The following is an 18267-nucleotide window of genomic DNA, read 5'->3' on the forward strand; positions in this document are numbered from 1 at the left end:
CTGCAGGGCCCCGCCGCGAGCGGAGCGAGTGGCGGGGGGCAGGGGGTCCTTTCTCAGGCGCCCCAGCCGGCCTGCTGGCCGCCGACGCGCTCGCGCTCGATGCGCTGCTGGTAGCCGCTGCGCGCATAGGCCGCGTAGGGGTCGGGGTCCAGGCCCTGGGACTCCCGCAGCTCGCCCAGCAGCGGGCGGACGTCGGTGCTGAACGCGTCCATGAGCACCGAGTGCGCGTCGAGCACCTCACCGGCCTGCTGCGCGGCCGCCAGGGCCTCGCGGTCGACCAGCAGCGCCTTCGCCGTCGCCTCCTGGACGTTCATCACCGAACGGATCTGCCCGGGGATCTTCTTCTCCAGGTTGTGGCACTGGTCGAGCATGAAGTTGACGCCGGACTCCGGGCGGAGCGCGTCGTTGCCGACGATCTCGTTCATGATCCGGAACAGCTGGAACGGGTCGGCCGAGCCGACGATGAGGTCGTCGTCGGCGTAGTTGCGGGAGTTGAAGTCGAAGGCGCCCAACCGCCCGGCCCGCAGCAGCTGCATGACGATGAACTCGATGTTGGTGCCCGGGGCGTGGTGCCCGGTGTCGAGGACGACCGTGGCCTGCTCCCCCAGCGCCAGGCAGTGCACCAGCGAGGTGCCCCAGTCGGGGATGTCCATCGCGTAGAAGTGCGGCTCGAAGAACTTGTACTCGAGCAGGATGCGGTGCTCCGGGTCGAGCATCGCGTAGATCTGCTGGAGGGAGTCGGCCAGCCGGTCCTGCCGGGAGCGGAGGTCGTCCTGGCCCGGGTAGTTGGTGCCGTCGGGCAGCCAGATCTTGAGGTCGGTGGAGCCGGTCTGGCGCATGACCTCGATGCACTGCGCGTGGTGCTCGACCGCGCGGCGGCGCACCGCCGGGTCGGCGTGGGTGAGCGAGCCGAGCTTGTACTCGTCGTCCTGGAACAGGTTCGAGTTGATCGCGCCGATCGTGACGCCGAGGTCGCGGGCGTGCGCGGCCAGCTTGCCGTAGTCGTCGACGAGGTCCCACGGGATGTGCAGCGATACCCGCGGCGCGGCACCGGTGTGGCGGTGCACCTGGGCGGCGTCCTCGAGCTTCTCGTAGGGGTCGCGGGCGACGCCCGGCTGGCCGAACACCTTGAACCGGGTGCCGGAGTTGCCGAACGCCCAGGACGGGAGCTCGATGGTCTGGTCGGCCAGCGCCGCGAGGGCGCCGGTGCGGAGGTCGGTCACGGGCGTGCTCCGTTCGAGTGCGGGGGTGGTGCCTGCTCGAGCGCCGCGATCTGGGCGTCGAGGTCGAAGACGAGGTCGAGCTGCTGCTTGGCGCGGCCGTCGCCGCCGGGGAGGTCGAAGAAGGGCGCCATCTCGGCCTCCCACCGGGCGCTCACGTCGGTGGCGTCCATGGCCGCTTGCGCGGCGGCGAGGTCGTCGGCGACCACGGTGCCGACGAGCAGGCCGTCGTCGCGCAGGAAGAGCTGGTAGTCGCGCCACCCGGCGTCCCGCAGCGCGTGCAGCATCTCCGGCCAGACGGCGGCGTGCCGCTCGCGGTACTCGGCCAGCCGGTCGGGCCGGACCTGCAGGGTGAAGCAGATGCGGGGCACGAGGAAGTTCCTCTCAGGTGTTCGGGCGCGGGCCGGGCCTGCCACCGCCGACCGGACGACGGCCGGCGGCGGCAGGCGAGGTGCGATCGGCTCAGAAGTCGAACTCGCCGATGTTCTCGGCGTCGAAGACCGTGGGTTCGCCGAGGACGACGACCCCGCCCTCCTCGACGGTGTACTCGCCCAGCTCGCCGGCCTCGAAGGTCTCGCCCTCCTGGCCGGTGATCTGCCCGGCGGCGAGGGCCGCCCCGGCGTAGGCGGCCAGGTAGCCCAGCTCCTCGGGGTTCCAGAGCGCGAACGCCTGGACGGTGCCGTCCTCCACGTACTCGCGCATCTGGTTCGGCGTGCCGAGACCGGTCAGCGCGACCTCGCCCTTGTACTCGGAGCCGGACAGGTACCGCGCCGCCGCTGCGATGCCGACAGTGGTCGGCGAGATGATGGCGTCGAGGTCGGGGTGGGTCGCCAGCAGACCCTGGGTCTCCTGGAAGGACTTCTGGTCCTCGTCGTCGCCGTAGACGGTGGCCACGATCTCGATGCCGGGGTACTCCTCGGCGGCGTACTCCTTCATCATCTCGATCCACGCGTTCTGGTTCGTGGCGTTGGCCGTCGCCGACAGGAAGGCCACCTGGCCCTCGCCGCCGATCTGCTCGGCCACCAGGTCGATCTGGGTCTGCGCGATGCCCTCGGCCGTCGCCTGGTTGATGAACAGGTCACGGCACTCGGGGTCGGTGTCGGAGTCGAAGGTGACGACGGCGGCGCCGGCCGAGCGTGCCTGGTCGAGCGCGCCGCAGATCGCGTTCGGGTCGTTGGCCGAGGTCAGGATGACGTCGGCGCCCTGCTGGGTGAGCGTGTTGATGTAGCTCACCTGCGAGGAGGCGCTCGCCTCCGACGGACCGGTGACCGTGAGCTCGCCGTCGAACTCGGAGACGGCTGCCTCCGCGCCGTCGGCGGCGGTGTCGAAGTACGGGTTGTTGACCTGCTTGGGCAGGAAGGCGACGGCGAGGTCGGCGGGGATCTCGGCGTCCGGGTTCGCCTCGGTGGCCGCGCCACCTCCGCCGCCGGTGGTCTCCTCGTCGCCGCGGGTGGTGCCGCCGCAGGCGGCCGTCGCGAGGACGAGGGCGGCGACGGCGACACCCGTCACGCCGCCGCGCAGCGGCCGGCGGCCGGTCAGGAAGCTGGTCATTGGTTCCCTCTCTGGAGTGCGCCGGCGTGAGAGCGGCCGGGGTCGGTGGGTCGGACGGGCACCCGTCGGTGGGTGCACGGCGGTGGTCTCACGGGATCCGGCTCCGGGCAGCGGCACGCCGCCGGACCCATCCGGTGACCTGGGGGGCGACCACGGCGGCGATGAGCAGCACGCCGGTCACGATGTTGAGGACGTCGGCCGGCACGCTGGCCAGGCGCAGGGCGTTGCGCACGGCACCGAGGAGGAGCGCGCCGGCGAGGACGCCGACCATCCCTCCCCGGCCGCCGAAGATCGACACCCCGCCCAGCAGGATGGCGGCGACGACCTGCAGCTCGAGCCCGGTGGCGTTGTCGGCACGGGCGCTGCCGTAGCGGAGGGTCCAGTAGACCCCGCCCAGCGCGGCGATCACCCCGGTGACGACGAACAGCCAGAACTTGGTGCGGGCGACGTCGATGCCGCTGAAGCGGGCGGCGTCCTCGCTGTTGCCGATCGCGTACAGCGACCGCCCGATCGGGGTGGCGTGCAGCACGACGCCGAAGACGAGAACCAGGACCGCGAGGGGGACGGCCGCCACGGGGATCCCCGAGTCGCCGATCGTGCTGATCGCCCACGTGGTCCACGCCCGGGGGAAGTCGGCCACCGCCTGGTCACCGAGCACGACGAAGGCCAGCCCCCGGTAGAGGGCGAGGCTGCCGATGGTGACCGCCAGCGACGGCAGGCCCAGCCGGGTCACCAGCGCGCCGTTGACCGCCCCGAGCACGGCGCCCAGGAGCAGGCACAGCGGGACGATGAGCTCCAGCGGGAGGCCGGCGATCCACAGCTGGCCCATCACGGCCCCGGTGAGGCCGACCGTGCTGGCGACCGACAGGTCGATCTCGCCGGTGATGATCACCATCGTCAGCGGGAGCGCGATGAGCACGATGACGATCACGTCGAGCAGCAGGAAGCCGGTGTTGCGCGCGGTGGCGAAGCCCTCGACCGAGAGGGAGGCCAGCAGCACGAAGACGACGAGCACCAGGGTGATGACCCCGTCGCCGGTGCCCAGCAGCCGCATCCGGTCCGACAGCGTCCGCGGCGGCGCCTGGTCCTCGGCGGGCGGGGCGACGGTCTCAATGGCCACGGGAACTCCTCCTCCGCAGGCGCCCGGCCAGGCGCAGCGCGAGCACCCGGTCCAGCGCGATGGCGGCGATGATCAGGGCGCCGACGGCGGCGTTGCGCCAGAACGGGTCGATGCCGAGCTGCGGCAGGGCGGTGCCGATGGTGGTGAGGAGCAGGGCGCCGAGCGCCGCGCCGGCCACCGAGCCGCTCCCGCCGAAGATGGCCACGCCGCCGACGACGGCGGCGGCGACGACGGTCAGCTCGTATCCGGTGCCGGCGGTCGCGTCCAGCGTCTGGAAGCGGGCCGCGTACAGCACCCCGGCCAGCCCCGCGAGCGCCCCGTTGACCACGAACGCGGTGAGCACCCGCCGGCCGACCGGGATGCCGGACAACCGCGCGGCGTCCGGGTCCGAGCCGATGCCGTACATCTCCCGGCCGCTGCGGTAGCTCCGCAGGTAGTAGCCCACGACGAGCACCACCAGGACGGCGACGAGGAAGAGCACCGGGATGCCGAGCAGCCGGGCGGTCCCCAGGGACTTGAACCCGCTGGGCAGATCGGTGGCGTTGATCTGCAGCCGGCCGCTGGTGCTGGCCCACAGGGCGTCGATGCCGCGGAAGACGTAGAGGGTGCCCAGGGTGACCACGAGCGAGGGCACCTTCGCGACGGCGACGATCACCCCGTTGACGACGCCCGCGACGGCGCCGACCGCCATGCCGACGAGCACCGCCAGCAGTACCGGCGTGTCCGGCTGCGTCGCCAGCAGCGTCCCGGTCGCGTAGGCCGACAGGCCGAGCGTCGAGCCGACGGAGAGGTCGACGTTCCGGGTGATGATCACCATCGTCTGGCCGGCCGCCAGCACCGTCAGGATGGACGCCGACAGCAGCAGGTCGCGGATGTTCTGCTGGGAGAGGAACCGCGGCTGGACGACCACCGTCACGACGACGAGCAGCAGCAGCGCGGCGAGGATGCCGAACTCGCGGACGGCGAACAGCCGGTGCACCAGCGAGCTGCCGCCGGTGCCGCGGCCGGACGTCTCCTCCGGGGCGGCGGGAGGCCGGGTCACCGCCGTGCTCACGACGCCACCGCCGTGCGGGTCGCCTGACCGGTGGCCGCGAGCATCACGTTGCCCTCGTCGGCCCGGGAGCGCGGGATGTCGTCGACCAGCCGCCCCTCGTGCATGACGAGGACGCGGTCGGCCATGCCCAGCACCTCGGGGAGCTCGCTGGAGACCATGACGACCGCCATCCCTTCCGCGGCGAGCTGCGACATCAGCCGGTGCACCTCCGCCTTGGTGCCGACGTCGATGCCCCTGGTCGGCTCGTCGACGATCAGCACCTTCGGCCCGGTGGAGAGCCACTTGGCCAGCACGACCTTCTGCTGGTTGCCGCCGGACAGGGTGGAGACGGGATCGCTGAGCCTGCCCGCCTTCACCTGCATCCGCCGGGTCCACTCCGCCGCGGCGTCCCGCTCGCGCCGGGCGGACAGCCAGCCCCGCCGGGACAGGGCCCACCGGCGGGTGAGCGTGGTGTTGCGCTCGACGGAGAGCTCCATGACCAGGCCCTGCTGACGGCGGTCCTCGGGCACCAGCGCGACGCCGGCGGCCATGGCCGCTGCGGGGCTGCCGCGGCGGAGCTCCTGGCCGGCGATGCGCACGGTGCCGGCGTCGTAGGGGTCGACGCCGAACACCGCGCGCACGACCTCGCTGCGGCCCGCCCCGACCAGGCCGGCCAGCGCGACGATCTCACCGGCGCGCACGTCGAAGGAGACGTCGCTGAAGACCCCGGCGCGGGTGAGCCCGCGGACCTCGAGCAGCACCTCGCCGGGCTCGACGTCCTGCTTGGGGAAGAGGGTGGCGACCTCGCGGCCCACCATCGCGTGCACGACCCGGTCGACGGTCAGCTCCGAGGTGCGGTCGGTGGAGACCCACTCGCCGTCGCGCATGACGGTGATCCGGTCGCAGAGTTCGAACACCTCGTCGAACCGGTGGGAGATGAACAGCACCGCGGCGCCGGCCTCCCGCAGGGCGCGGGCGACGGCGAAAAGCCGCTCGACCTCGACGCCGGACAGCGCGGCGGTCGGCTCGTCCATGACCAGCACCCGCGCGTCGAACGACAGCGCCTTGGCGATCTCCACCATCTGCTGGTCGGCGATCGACAGGCCACGCGCGGGTCGGTCGGGGTCCAGGTCCACGCCGAGGCGGTCGAACAGCTCGCGGCACCGCGCGGCCATCGCCTTGCGGTCGATGCGCCGGCCGGCCGTCAGGGGCTGCCGGCCCATGAAGATGTTCTCCGCGACCGACAGGTCGGGGAAGAGCGTGGGCTCCTGGTAGATCACCGCGATGCCCGCGGCCCGTGCGGTCGCCGGGCTGTCCAGGCGCGCCGGTTCGCCGTCCAGGAGCACCCGTCCGCCGTCGGGGGCGTGCACCCCGGCGAGGATCTTCACCAGCGTCGACTTGCCCGCGCCGTTCTCACCGACCAGGGCGTGCGCCTCACCGGCGCGCAGCTCCAGCCGGGCGCCGCGGAGCGCGGCGACCGCCCCGAAGGACTTGCGCACGTCCTCCAGCGCGAGGACGACGTCGCCGGGCGCCGCCGGCTCCCTCGTGTGGTCCACAGTGACCGCCTCCGTGTCCGGTGTCATCGCTGTGAATCGTTTCAGGCGCGATGTGACGGCCACCATAGAAAGGTCCCGAATGTGTGTCAACCGCCACGCTCACGGCCGTGACTCGAGCGTGACGAGGGCGCGCGCTGTGCGGTTGACACGTTTCAGAGGGTGGCCCCATCATGGCCTGCACCGGGTCTCGCCGCGAGGTCCGTCGACGCGCGCCCGAGGAGGAGCACTGACCGCCAGCATCCGGGACGTCGCCGGCCGGGCGGGCGTCTCGGTGGGCACGGTCAGCAACGTCCTGAACCGGCCGGAGGTGGTCGGCGCGGCCACCCGCGAGCGCGTGCTCGCCGCGATCGCGGAGCTCGGCTTCGTCCGGAACGAGTCCGCCCGGCAGCTGCGCGCCGGCTCCAGCCGGACCGTGGGGCTCGTGGTCCTGGACATCGCGAACCCGTTCTTCACCGATGTCGCCCGTGGCGTGGAGGAGGTGGTGGACGCCGCCGGGCTGTCGCTGATCCTCTGCAACACCGACGACCGCCCGGAGCGGGAGACCGCGCACCTGGCCGCCCTCGCCGAGCAGCGGGTGCACGGCGTGCTCATCACGCCCACCGCCGAGCTCAGCCCGGACCTCGCCGCCCTTCGCAGGAGAGGCGTACCCGTCGTGCTGCTCGATCGCCGGGCTCCGGACGGTGACCAGTGCGCGGTCGCCACCGACGACGTCCTCGGTGGTCGGCTCGCCGCCGAGCACCTGCTCGAGCGCGGCCACCGGCGCATCGCCTTCATCGGGGCGGCCTCGGGACTTCCGCAGGTGCACGAGCGGCACGCCGGCGTGGCGAGCGCCGTCCGCGAGGCGTCGGGCGCCGAGCTCACCGTCCTGTCCCCGGAGGAGCTCACGGTGGCCGGCGGACGCGAGGCGGCGGGGCGGATCATCGGCATCCCCGCCACCCGGCGCCCGACCGCCGCGATCTGCGCCAACGACCTGCTCGCGCTGGGGGTGCTGCAGGAGATGGTCCGGCACCGCGTGCGGGTCCCCGACGAACTGGCGATCGTCGGCTACGACGACATCGACTTCGCGGCCGCCGCCGCCGTCCCGCTCACCTCGGTGAGCAAGCCGCGGCACGCCATGGGCCGCCGCGCCGCGCAGCTGCTCCTGGACGAGGCGCGCGAAGGCCACGTCCACGAGCAGCCCGTCTTCGAGCCGGTGCTCGTCGTCCGCGAGTCGAGCATGGTCCGGCGGGATCCGGCGCCCGACCCGGAGGGGATCCGATGAAGGTCGCGCTCTTCGCCACCTGCCTGGTCGACACGATGGTGCCGCGGGTCGCCGAGGCGACGGCGGTGCTGCTGGAGCGGCTCGGCCACGAGGTGGTCGTGCCCCCGGGCCAGAGCTGCTGCGGGCAGATGCACGTCAACACCGGCTACCGGCGCGAGGCGGTGCCCGTCATCGCCAACCACGTGCGCGCGTTCGCCGGGGCGGAGGCGATCGTGGCGCCGTCCGGCTCCTGCGTCGCCTCCATCCACCACCAGCAGGCCGCCGTCGCCCGCCGCGCCGGGCAGCACGCGCTCGCCGACGACGCCGCGGCGCTGGCCGAGCGGACCTACGAGCTGTCGCAGTTCCTGGTCGACGTCCTGGGCGTCACCGATGTCGGGGCGTACTACCCGCACCGGGTCACCTACCACCCGACCTGCCACTCGCTGCGGATGCTGAGGGTCGGCGACCGGCCGCTGCGCCTGCTGCGCGCCGTCCGCGGCCTGGAGCTGGTCGAGCTGCCCGCGGCCGACCAGTGCTGCGGGTTCGGCGGCACGTTCGCGGTCAAGAACGCCGAGACCTCGACCGCGATGCTCACCGACAAGATGGCCAACGTGCTCGCCACGCACGCCGAGGTGTGCACCGCGGGCGACGCCTCCTGCCTCATGCACATCGGCGGCGGGCTCTCCCGCCTCCGGGCCGGCACGCGCACGGTGCACCTGGCCGAGATCCTCGCGTCGACGGAGGACGCCGTGGCCCCCGAGCAGTCGACCCGACCGGCGGTGCGCTCGTGACCGCCGTCTTCCTGGGCATCCCGACCGCTCCCCGGGGCGTCGGGCACCTGCGCGGCGACCGGTCGTTCCCCGACGCCGCGCGCGACTCGCTGCGCGACGGGCAGCTGCGCGCCAACCTCGGCCATGCCACGGCGACGATCCGGGGCAAGCGGGCCGCCGTGGTCGGCGAGGTGCCCGACTGGGCGGAGCTGCGCGAGGCCGGCCGGGCGATCAAGGCGGCCACGATGGCCCGGCTCGACGAGCACCTGGTCGCGCTGGAGGAGCAGGTAACCGCCCGCGGCGGCACGGTGCACTGGGCCCGCGACGCCACCGAGGCCAACCGGATCGTCCTCGACCTGGTGCAGGCCACCGGCACCGACGAGGTGGTCAAGGTCAAGTCGATGGCCACCCAGGAGATCGGGCTCAACGAGGCGCTGGAGGCCGCGGGCATCGCGGCGCACGAGACCGACCTCGCCGAGCTGATCGTGCAACTGGGCGAGGACCGGCCGTCGCACATCCTGGTCCCGGCGATCCACAAGAACCGGGCCGAGATCCGCGAGATCTTCCTGCGCACCATGCCCGGGGTGGACCCCGAGCTCACCGACGACCCCCGTCGGCTGGCCATGGCGGCGCGGGCGCACCTGCGCGAGCGCTTCCTCCGGGCCCGGGTGGCGATCAGCGGGGCGAACTTCGCCGTCGCCGAGACCGGCACCCTCGCCGTCGTCGAGTCCGAGGGCAACGGGCGCATGTGCCTGACGCTCCCGCAGACCCTCATCACCGTGATGGGCATCGAGAAGGTGGTGCCCACCTGGACCGACCTCGAGGTCTTCCTGCAGCTGCTCCCCCGCTCCTCCACGGGCGAACGGATGAACCCCTACACCTCGCTGTGGGCCGGGGTCACGCCCGATGACGGACCGCAGGAGTTCCACCTCGTGCTGGTCGACAACGGTCGGACGGCGGTGCTCGCCGACGAGGTGGGGCGCGAGGCGCTGCACTGCATCCGCTGCTCGGCGTGCCTGAACGTCTGCCCGGTGTACGAGCGCGCCGGTGGCCACGCCTACGGGTCGGTGTACCCCGGGCCGATCGGCGCCGTGCTCTCCCCCCAGCTCACCGGCGTCGAGGACAACGCGTCGCTGCCGTACGCCTCGTCGCTGTGCGGCGCCTGCTACGACGTCTGCCCGGTGGCGATCGACATCCCCTCGATCCTGGTGCACCTGCGCGCCGAGCACGTCGAGGCCCAGACGCGCACGACCCCTGAAGCAGCGGCCTTTCGCCTCCTCTCCCGCGTGATGGCCTCCCCGCGGCTCTGGCGGCTCGCCCAGCGGGCCGCCGGTCTGGGCCGGTTCCTGGCCCGTGGGCGGCCGACCCTCCCGGCCACGCTGCCGCCGCCGCTGTCGGCCTGGACCCGGTCCCGCGACCTCCCCACTCCGCCCGGGAAGACCTTCACTTCCCAGTGGACCGAGGAGCACCGGCGGTGAGCGCGCGCGAGGAGGTGCTCGGGCGGATCCGCACGGCGCTGGGCCCGGACCGGCGCGCCGAGGAGCCCGTCCGGCGCGACTACCGGCGGCGCGACGACCGCCCCGCCGCCGTGCTGCACGAGGTGCTCACCGACCGGCTGGAGGACTACAAGGCCACGGTGGTGCGCTGCGCGCCGGCCGAGGTGGCCTCCACCGTGGCCCGGTCGCTCGGCGACCTGGACCTGCCCCCCGACGCCGTCGTCGTCGCGCCGGGCCTGCCCGCGGACTGGCGGCCCGACGGCGCGGTGCCGGACGACGGCCGGCCCGCGGTCGGGCTGGCGTCCTTCGGCGCGTCGGTCACCGGGGTGGCCGTGGCCGTGGCCGAGACCGGCACGCTGGTGCTGGACGGCTCCCCGAGCTGCGGCCGGCGGGCCCTGTCGCTGCTGCCCGACGTCCTGGTGTGCGTGGTGACGGCGGACCAGGTCGTCGGCGGGGTCCCCGAGGCGCTCGCCCGGCTGGACCCGACGGCCCCGCTCACGATGATCAGCGGCCCGTCGGCGACCAGCGACATCGAGCTGCAGCGCGTCGAGGGCGTGCACGGCCCGCGCACCCTGGTCGTCGTCCTCGCCGGCTGACCGGCCGATCGGCCGGACGGCCACCCTCTCCGGCGGAACGGTGCCTAGCCTCGGTGCGTGCCCTTCACGCTTCCCGACGCCCACCTGCTCGCCCTGGAGGCGCACGAGGGCCAGGTGGACGAGGACGGCCGCGACCACTACCTGGCGCAGCTGCGGCCGCTCGCCGAGGCGCTGCGGCCGTTCGGACCCGAGGCCGAGATGGCCGGCGTGCTCAAGGACGTCGTGGCGGGCACCCGCTCCCACCCCGACCCGGCCCGCCGGTACGACCTGGACCGGTTGCGGGCCCTCGGGGTGCCGGGCGTGGTGGTCGAGGCGATCGACGCGGGGACCCCGCGCCCGGGCGAGCCCTACCTGTCCGGGTTCGTCCGCCGGGTGGCCGCCCACCCGCTGGCCCGCCTGGTGAAGCTGGTGGAGAACAAGGCCGACCTCGCCGCCACGGAGCGGCTGGCGGGCACCGACCCCGACCGGGCACGCACCCTCCGCGAGGGCCGCTACCGCCCGGTCCGCCGGATGCTCCTGTCCGCCGAGGCGGCCGACCGGGTGCACGGCCACCGCATCCTGGTCTGACGGGCCGGCGCCGCACCCGCTGTGTCGGCCCGTGGTGGTGTCGCCCCGTGCCGACACCCCCACGGGTCGACGACCGGCGCGGCCCGCCGGCGGGTCAGCCTCCCGGCGCGAGCGCGGACGACAGCTCCGCGCACAGCTCGGCGAGGGCCTGCGGCGCGCTGCGGCAGAGCCTCGGGAAGGCCAGGTACCCGTGCGGCATCCCGACGTAGGTCGTTGCCCGCACCGGCACCCGCGCGGCCCGCAGCGTCTCCGCGTAGCGCAGCCCGTCGTCGCGGATCGGATCGTGCTCGGCGACCTGCACCAGCGCCGGCGGCAGGCCGCCGTGGTCGGCGGCGAGCAGCGGCGAGACGTACGGGTGCGCACGGTCCCGGTCGCCCAGGTAGTGCGCGCGGTAGGCCTCCATGTCGCGCCGGGTGAGGACGGGGGCATCGGCGTTCTCGGCGATGGAGGCGCTGCCGAACGTCAGGTCGGTCGCCGGGTAGAGCAGCGCCTGGACGGCGATCGCCGGCCCGGACCGGTCGCGGGACATGAGCGCGACGACCGCGGCCAGGTTCCCCCCGGCGCTGTCGCCCATGACCGCCAGCCGGCCCGGATCGGCCCCCAGCTCGCCGGCGCGGGCGGCGACGTCGACCAGCGCCGCGTAGCAGTCCTCGGGCGCGGCGGGCCACGGGTGCGCCGGCGCGAGGCGGTAGTCGATCGACACCACGACGGCGCCCACGGTTGCGGCCACGTTGCTGCACAGCCAGTCGGCCTGGTCGAGCGAGCCGAGCACCCAGCCGCCGCCGTGGAAGTTGACCACGAGCGGCAGCGGCCCGCCGGCGGCGCCGCGGGGGCGGTAGACCCGCATCGCCAGCGGTCCCGCCGCGCCGGCGGTGACGCCGTCCTGCAGGGTCACCCCCGGCGCCACCCCGCCCAGGAGCAGGTCGGTCACGGGGTTGTGCCCGGGCGAGCGCTCCTGGACGCGAGCGAGCCGCTCGGCGTCCAGGGTGGCGACCGACCCCAGCCGCAGCGCCCGCCCGAGCAGCCGCACCCGCAGGTCGAGGCGAGCCACGTCAGCGCCCGAGGATGCCGAGGTCGACCGGCAGCTGGACGCCGGTCACGTGCCGCGCCTCGTCCGAGGCCAGCCAGGCCACCGCATGCGCGATGTCCTCGGGCTGGGAGATCGGGTCGGGCAGCGCGCCCATCAGCATGGGGGCCAGCGTTGTGGCGTACTGCTGCGCGAGTTCGAACATCTCCGCAGGCTGCATGCCGGTGGCCACGCCGTGCGGGTGCACGGTGTTGACCCGGATGTTGTGCTGCCCGAGCTCGTTCGCCATGGTCCGCGCCAGGCCGACGATGCCGTGCTTGCTGGCCGCGTAGTCGGCGAGGAACGGCAGCCCCCGCAGCCCGGCCACCGAGCTGATCACGATGATCGAGCCGCCGGTGCCCTGCTCCAGCAGCACCGGCACGGTCGCCTTCATCGTGAAGAACGTGCCGGTGAGGTTGGTGTCGATCGTCTCCTGCCACTTCTCCACCGGGATCTCCCAGGACATCGAGCCCGAGCAGATGCCGGCGTTGGCGACGACGACGTCGAGCCGGCCGAAGTCCGCCACTCCGTCGCGGACCACGGACATCTGCCCGTCGAGGTCGCGGACGTCGACCTTGCGGGCCAGGATGTGCCGCCCCTGCGCCTCGACCAGGCGGGCGGTCTCGGCGAGGTCCTCCTCGGTGGGGCCGGCGTAGGACGTGGTCTTCGCCGTCTCGCAGTTGTCGATCGCGATGACGTCGGCGCCCTCGGCCGCGAGCCGGACCGCATGGGCGCGGCCCTGGCCGCGGGCGGCGCCGGTGACGTAGGCGACCTTGCCGGCGAGGCGGCCGGACGTGCTGGTGGTCACGCATCTCTCCTGTGGTGAGGGAACCGGCGCGCGGTCGCGCGCCGGGAAGGTGGGACCGGGCTCAGGCGGGCCGGCGGGCCATGTGCCGGGCGGCGCGCAGTCCGAAGACGGCGGCGGGCCCGATGGTCGAGCCGGGGCCGGGATAGGTCCGCCCCATGACGGAGGCGGAGTTGTTGCCCGCGGAGTACAGGCCCTCGATGATCGAGCCGTCCTCGCGCAGCGCACGGCCGTCGGGGTCGGTGACCACGCCGCCCTTGGTGCCGAGGTCACCGATGACCACGCGGAACGCGGTGAACGGGCCCTTCTCCAGCGGACCGAGGCACGGGTTGGGCCGCACGGTGGGATCGCCGTAGTAGCGGTCGTAGGCGGAGTTGCCCCGCCCGAAGTCGCCGTCGATGCCGGCGCGGGCGAACCCGTTGAACCGCTGGACGGTCGCCTGCAGCCGGCCCGGCTCCATGCCCAGCCGCTCGGCCAGCTGCGGGATGCTCCCGGCCTTGACCATGATCCCGGCTTCGCGCATCGCCTTGTTCAGCCGCGGGTCCAGGGCGAACGTCCGCAGGTACCGGCGGGCGTGCCGGGCATCGGCGACGAGCCAGTACGGGCCGTCCTTGTCGTGCTCGAGCATGTGGTGGCCGAGGTCGACGTAGGACTCCGACTCGTTCGCGAAGCGGTCACCGCGGGCGTCGGTCATCAGCGAGTAGGGCATCGACCGCTCCCCCACGATGAACGCCGGCGTGTGCCCGGCGGGGGCGGCGACGGACGCGCCCCACCAGGCCTCGTCCATGAGCTCCAGGGCCGCCCCCGCGCGCTGCGCGATCTCGATCGGGCCACCGACGTTGCCGGGGTTGCCCGACGGCGAGCCGTCGATGCCGTGGTGCTTCTGCCGCCAGTCGCGGTTGTGCTCGAACCCACCGCCGGCCAGCATCACGCCGCGCACGGCGCGGATGCGCACCTCGCGACCGGTGCGGCGGACCCGCACGCCCACCACGCGCTCGCCGTCGAGGACCAGGTCCTCCAGCGGCGCCTGCAGCCAGAGCGGCACCTTCCCGTCGACCACGACGGCCTTGCAGAAGGCGGTGGCCAGGGCCACCCCGATCCCGACCACCCGCCGCCCGCGGGCGACACCACCGAGCGCGCGGAACACGAACCGCGCGCCGCGCACGAACCCGCCCGGGGTGGACCAGGCCCGGCCCAGCAGCCATACGTCGTCGGTCTTCACCGGGAGCGGCACCGCGTTGCGCAGGGTCGACCACCAGTCGCCGATCTGCTTGGAGTCCAGCGGCTCGGCCTCGAGCGAGCGGCCGATCTTGCCGCCGGGGAGCTCGGGGTAGTAGTCGGGGTAGTCCTTCGCCCGGGCGAAGGCGAGGCCGTGCCGTTCCGCCGTCGTCACGAAGTCGGCGACACCGTCGACGAACGCCTCCTTGCGCTCCCGCGTCGCGGCGCGCCCTTCGTCGCCGACCGTCGCCTCCAGGTACGCGAGCGCCTCCTCCCGGGAGTCACCGGCGCCGGCGCGGCGCATGAGCGGGTTGTCCGGCAGCCACATGCCACCCCCGGACATCGCCGTGCTCCCGCCCCACTTCTCCGTGCCCTCCAGCAGGAGCACGCTGAGCCCCTCGTCCAGGGCGCCCAGCGCGGTGGCGAAGCCGGCGCCACCGGTACCGACCACGACGACGTCGTAGGTCTCGTCGAACTGCTCCACGCTCCTGGCCACGGTGCCCTCCTCGCCCACCGACCGGACAGTGTTGTCCGGATCGCTAGGGTGTGAGCATGGCCACGTCGGGCGGGAGAGTCAACCGGGGTCCGGCAGCGGCTCCGGACAACCGGCGGGCGATCCTGCAGGCCGCCCGCCGGGTCATGGCCTCGGGTGGCTACCGGGTGCCGCTGAGCGCGATCGCCCGCGAGGCGGGCGTGGGGCAGGGCGTGCTCTACCGGCACTTCCCGACGCGGCTGGATCTGGCGTTCGCCGTGTTCGAGGACAACTTCGCCGAGCTCGAGGCGATCGCCGCCGATCCGGACGCGGGGTCTCTCGGCCGGCTGTGGAGCCGCCTGGTCGACCAGGCCATCGAGACCACGGCCTTCGTCGAGATGGTCGTCGACGCTCGCCGGAACCTGCCCGAGTACGACGGGGCGGAGCGGCTGCTCGGCCTGGTGGAGGCCACCCTGCGCCCCGCCCGCGACGCCGGGGTCGCCCCCCCGGAGGTCACCGCCGACGACGTGCTGCTCGCCCTCCGGATGACCTTCGGCGTGGTCATGACCGCCGCGACACCGGACGCCGTCCGGCCCGCCGTCGACCGGGCCCTGGCACTGCTGGACCCGCCGTGGGCCCGGCCGCGTGCCGGGGTCAGCCGGTGAAGGCCTCGATCTCGGCGAGCCGGGAGGGGGTCACCGTCTTCAGCCGGGCGACGGCGCGCGCCAGCGGGACCAGCTCGATCTCCGTCCCCCGCAGCGCGACCATCTGACCGGTACGGCCCTCGTGCGCGGCGATGGTGGCATGCAGGCCGAAGCGGGTCGCCAGCACGCGGTCGAACGACGTCGGGGTCCCACCGCGCTGGACGTGCCCCAGCACCGTGGCCCGCACCTCCTTGCCGGTGCGCCGCTCCAGCTCCTCCCCCAGCTGCTGGGTGACGCCGGTGAACCGGCGGTGGCCGAACTCGTCGACGCCGCCGCGACGGAAGGCCATCTGCCCGGGCAGCGGCTCGGCCCCCTCGGCGACGACGCCGATCACGTGGGACGCCCCGCGGGCGAACCGGTCGCAGACCAGCCGCACCACCTCGTCCACGTCGAACGGCTGCTCGGGCACCAGGGTCAGATGGGCGCCGGCGGCCAGGCCGGCGTGCAGCGCGATCCACCCGGCGTGCCGGCCCATCACCTCGACCAGCAGCACGCGCTGGTGCGACTCGGCGGTCGTGTGCAGCCGGTCGATGAGCTCGGTGGCGATGCTGACCGCGGTGTCGAAGCCGAACGTCAGATCGGTGCCGTCGATGTCGTTGTCGATCGTCTTCGGGATGCCCACCACCGGCACGCCGGCCTCCGACAATACGTGGGCCGCGGTGAGGGTGCCCTCCCCGCCGATGGGGACGAGGACGTCGACCCCGTGCTCGTCGAGCGTGCCGATCATCTCCTCGATGCCGGCGTGCAGCTTCTCCGGAGCGACGCGGGCCGAGCCGAGCGTCGTGCCACCGCGGGTGAGCAGGCCGTCGACCGCGGCCACGTCCAGCGGCGTCCAGCGGTTCTCCAGCAGCCCGCGCCAGCCGTCGCGGAAGCCGATCACCTCGCTGTCGTAGTGGGCACCGGCGGTGCGCACCACCGAACGGATGACGGCGTTGAGGCCGGGGCAGTCCCCGCCTCCGGTCAGGATTCCGATGCGCACCGGCTGGCTCCTCGCGCTCGTGGGCCGGGTTGACCCCACCATACGTCATGACGTCTCGACGACCGCCCGCCGACGCGCGGGGTGACTGCGAGCCGTCGGCGCGGCGCGCCTGCCGGTCACCGCCCGGGGCGGAAGGGGTTCCGGCCGGGCCGGAACAGCGTCTCCTGGGTGAAGCTCGCGCCGAGCACACCGCCGGCCGTGGTGATCGATCCGGTGTACCAGCCCCGCCCCCCGGACACGGTGCGCGGCACCATGTCCATGAGCACCCAGTCGTCCAGCGGCGCGTGGCGGTGGAACCAGACGGCGTGGTCCAGGCTCGGGCCGGGGGCGGCCTCGTCGTCGGGCAGCGCCGACAGCCCGGTCCCGATGTCGGAGAGGTAGGTCAGCACGCAGGCGTGCACCAGGTGGTCGGCCGGCAGCGGCACGGTGGCCCGCGCCCAGAAGCGGGTCGGCCAGTGCGCGTCCGGGTAGGGCTGCGGGGGCCGGCGGCTTTCCATGGAGAACACCCGGGGCAGCTCGAAGACCGGCAGTCCGTCCGGCGCCTCGACGGCGGGGGTCGGCTGCACCTGCTGGTCCGGGCCGGGACCGGGCACCGCGAACGAGGCCGACATGCTGAACACGACCTCGCCGCCCTGGAGGGCGACCACCCGCCGGGCCGAGAACGAGCCGCCGTCGCGGTCCCGGTCCACGCGGAAGATCGTCGGGCGGGCGGCGTCACCGCTGCGCAGGAAGTAGCCGTGCAGCGAGTGCGGGAGGCGGTCGGCGGCGACCGTGCGCCCGGCGGCGTACAGCGCCTGCGCGGCCACCTGCCCGCCGTACAGCGGGAAGGGGTCGCTGAACAGCAGGGTGCTGCGGTACAGGTCGCGGTCGATCTCCTCCAGAGCCAGGACGTCGAGGACCGTCGGCCCCGCCGCTCGGCGTGCGTCGTCGGCAGCCACGGTCTCCACGCAGGGCACCCTAACCGGGTGCTCGGATCGGGTTAGGGTCCCCTCTGTACCGTCGCCAGTCGTGATGAGCGAGCCACGGAACGGCGACGGACGACCGCCCCGCAGACGGATCCCCCGGATCGGCGAGGTGGTCCGGACCTCGTGGCTCACCCCGCACATGGTCCGCGTCGTGCTCGGCGGCGAGGGCCTGGCCGGCTTTCCCGACGGCGAGTTCACCGACCGCTACGTCAAGCTGCTCTTCCCGCCCGCGGACGCGTCCTACGCGGTCCCCTACGACGTCGAGCAGGTGCGTGCCGAGCTGCCCGCCGACCAGTGGCCGGTCACCCGCACCTACACGGTGCGCGCGTGGGACGCCGCCGCCGGCGAGCTGACCATCGACTTCGTCCACCACGGCGACGAGGGGCTGGCCGGCCCCTGGGCCGCCGCGGCCCGGCCCGGCGACCGGATCCAGTTCATGGGACCGGGCGGCGCCTACGCGCCCCGGCCGGACGCCGACTGGCACCTCCTCGCCGGCGACGAGGCCGCGCTCCCCGCCATCGCCGCGTCCCTCGACCGGCTGCCGGCCGGCGCACGGGCGCTGGTGTTCGTGGAGGTGGCCGGACCCGAGGAGGAACAGACCGACCTGGCTCTCTCCCCCACCGTCGACCTGCGCTGGCTGCACCGGGGCGACGCGCTGCCCGGTGTGGCCCTGGTCCAGGCGGTCGAGGCCACCCAGCTCCCGCCGGGGAACGGGCACGTGTTCGTGCACGGCGAGGCGTACGCCGTCCGCGACCTGCGGCGCCACCTGCGGGCCGAGCGCGGGCTCGACCCGGAGTGGACGTCGATCTCCGGCTACTGGCGGCGCGGAGACACCGAGGACGCCTGGCAGTCGGGGAAGCGCCAGTGGAACGCCGCGATCGAGGCCGAGGACGCCGTCGGTCGCTGACC

The 18267-nt window shown here is 74.0% G+C and carries 18 protein-coding genes; 7 read left to right on the plus strand and 11 right to left on the minus strand.

The features are described 5' to 3' along the window. Positions 1–53: 53 nt before the first annotated feature. From rhaI to ACI8AP_RS05175, 6 genes are all read right to left on the minus strand, one after another. Entirely contained in the window at positions 54–1223 is a 1170-nt protein-coding gene (gene rhaI / locus ACI8AP_RS05150) for an L-rhamnose isomerase (protein ID WP_456588264.1), read from the minus strand. Beyond that, positions 1220–1591, minus strand: coding sequence for an L-rhamnose mutarotase (locus tag ACI8AP_RS05155; protein ID WP_456588265.1), 372 nt, complete (start codon positions 1589–1591; stop codon positions 1220–1222). Before ACI8AP_RS05155 ends, rhaI begins: the two co-directional genes overlap by 4 nt. A gap of 91 nt (positions 1592–1682) precedes the next feature. After that, entirely contained in the window at positions 1683–2771 is a 1089-nt protein-coding gene (gene rhaS / locus ACI8AP_RS05160) for a rhamnose ABC transporter substrate-binding protein (protein ID WP_456588266.1), read from the minus strand. 88 nt (positions 2772–2859) lie between these two features. Next, the gene (locus ACI8AP_RS05165; RefSeq protein WP_456588267.1) at positions 2860–3891 is read right to left on the minus strand and encodes an ABC transporter permease; all 1032 of its coding nucleotides are present in this window, start codon (positions 3889–3891) and stop codon (positions 2860–2862) included. Next, the gene (locus ACI8AP_RS05170) at positions 3881–4945 is read right to left on the minus strand and encodes an ABC transporter permease (RefSeq protein ID WP_456588268.1); all 1065 of its coding nucleotides are present in this window, start codon (positions 4943–4945) and stop codon (positions 3881–3883) included. The genes ACI8AP_RS05165 and ACI8AP_RS05170 overlap by 11 nt, the downstream gene beginning before the upstream one ends. Then, positions 4942–6480 carry a sugar ABC transporter ATP-binding protein gene (locus ACI8AP_RS05175; protein WP_456588269.1) on the minus strand — a complete coding sequence of 513 codons (1539 nt, stop codon included), beginning with the start codon at positions 6478–6480 and terminating at the stop codon, positions 4942–4944. Before ACI8AP_RS05175 ends, ACI8AP_RS05170 begins: the two co-directional genes overlap by 4 nt. A 238-nt stretch (positions 6481–6718) precedes the next feature. On the opposite strand from ACI8AP_RS05175, the gene ACI8AP_RS05180 reads away from it, so the two are divergent. From ACI8AP_RS05180 to ACI8AP_RS05200, 5 genes are read left to right on the plus strand one after another with little or no spacing between them, the layout of a single operon-like run. Continuing rightward, entirely contained in the window at positions 6719–7741 is a 1023-nt protein-coding gene (locus tag ACI8AP_RS05180; protein WP_456588421.1) for a LacI family DNA-binding transcriptional regulator, read from the plus strand. Further along, positions 7738–8511, plus strand: coding sequence for a (Fe-S)-binding protein (locus tag ACI8AP_RS05185; protein ID WP_456588270.1), 774 nt, complete (start codon positions 7738–7740; stop codon positions 8509–8511). The genes ACI8AP_RS05180 and ACI8AP_RS05185 overlap by 4 nt, the downstream gene beginning before the upstream one ends. Next, complete coding sequence (locus tag ACI8AP_RS05190) at positions 8508–9968, plus strand: LutB/LldF family L-lactate oxidation iron-sulfur protein (protein WP_456588271.1); 1461 nt, start codon at positions 8508–8510, stop codon at positions 9966–9968. Before ACI8AP_RS05185 ends, ACI8AP_RS05190 begins: the two co-directional genes overlap by 4 nt. Further along, positions 9965–10582: a LutC/YkgG family protein gene (locus ACI8AP_RS05195; RefSeq protein WP_456588272.1), complete on the plus strand. Its 618-nt coding sequence runs from the start codon at positions 9965–9967 to the stop codon at positions 10580–10582. Before ACI8AP_RS05190 ends, ACI8AP_RS05195 begins: the two co-directional genes overlap by 4 nt. A 57-nt stretch (positions 10583–10639) precedes the next feature. Beyond that, a complete protein-coding gene (locus ACI8AP_RS05200) occupies positions 10640–11149 on the plus strand; it encodes a phosphohydrolase (protein ID WP_456588273.1) in 510 nt (169 codons plus the stop codon). Positions 11150–11243: 94 nt separating this feature from the next. Here the strand turns inward: ACI8AP_RS05200 and ACI8AP_RS05205 are convergent, their stop codons facing one another. The 3 genes from ACI8AP_RS05205 to ACI8AP_RS05215 all read right to left on the minus strand — a co-directional run bounded on the left by ACI8AP_RS05205 (position 11244) and on the right by ACI8AP_RS05215 (position 14734). Next, on the minus strand, positions 11244–12200 hold the full coding sequence (locus ACI8AP_RS05205) for an alpha/beta hydrolase fold domain-containing protein (protein ID WP_456588274.1): 957 nt from the start codon (positions 12198–12200) through the stop codon (positions 11244–11246). Position 12201: 1 nt separating this feature from the next. After that, entirely contained in the window at positions 12202–13023 is an 822-nt protein-coding gene (locus ACI8AP_RS05210; protein WP_456588275.1) for a mycofactocin-coupled SDR family oxidoreductase, read from the minus strand. Between the two features lie 61 nt (positions 13024–13084). Next, positions 13085–14734, minus strand: coding sequence for an FAD-binding protein (locus tag ACI8AP_RS05215; protein ID WP_456588276.1), 1650 nt, complete (start codon positions 14732–14734; stop codon positions 13085–13087). A gap of 56 nt (positions 14735–14790) precedes the next feature. Between ACI8AP_RS05215 and ACI8AP_RS05220 the strand changes: the two genes are divergently transcribed. Next, positions 14791–15375: a TetR/AcrR family transcriptional regulator gene (locus tag ACI8AP_RS05220; protein WP_456588277.1), complete on the plus strand. Its 585-nt coding sequence runs from the start codon at positions 14791–14793 to the stop codon at positions 15373–15375. On the opposite strand, the gene ACI8AP_RS05225 is transcribed toward ACI8AP_RS05220, so the two are convergent. Then, a complete protein-coding gene (locus ACI8AP_RS05225) occupies positions 15365–16393 on the minus strand; it encodes an ATP-dependent 6-phosphofructokinase (RefSeq protein WP_456588278.1) in 1029 nt (342 codons plus the stop codon). The genes ACI8AP_RS05220 and ACI8AP_RS05225 overlap by 11 nt on opposite strands. A 116-nt stretch (positions 16394–16509) precedes the next feature. Next, complete coding sequence (locus ACI8AP_RS05230; protein WP_456588279.1) at positions 16510–17340, minus strand: acyl-CoA thioesterase; 831 nt, start codon at positions 17338–17340, stop codon at positions 16510–16512. Between the two features lie 64 nt (positions 17341–17404). Between ACI8AP_RS05230 and ACI8AP_RS05235 the strand changes: the two genes are divergently transcribed. Beyond that, entirely contained in the window at positions 17405–18265 is an 861-nt protein-coding gene (locus ACI8AP_RS05235) for a siderophore-interacting protein (RefSeq protein ID WP_456588280.1), read from the plus strand. Positions 18266–18267 lie beyond the last annotated feature (2 nt).

The sequence above is a fragment of the Blastococcus sp. SYSU DS1021 genome, from assembly GCF_054050995.1.

Bases quoted from the DNA above. Each gene is read 5' to 3' on its own strand.
- rhaS (WP_456588266.1), bottom strand. From the start codon at position 2,771: ATGACCAGCTTCCTGACCGGCCGCCGGCCGCTGCGCGGCGGCGTGACG.
- ACI8AP_RS05185 (WP_456588270.1), top strand. From the start codon at position 7,738: ATGAAGGTCGCGCTCTTCGCCACCTGCCTGGTCGACACGATGGTGCCG.
- ACI8AP_RS05220 (WP_456588277.1), top strand. From the start codon at position 14,791: ATGGCCACGTCGGGCGGGAGAGTCAACCGGGGTCCGGCAGCGGCTCCG.
- ACI8AP_RS05235 (WP_456588280.1), top strand. From the start codon at position 17,405: ATGAGCGAGCCACGGAACGGCGACGGACGACCGCCCCGCAGACGGATC.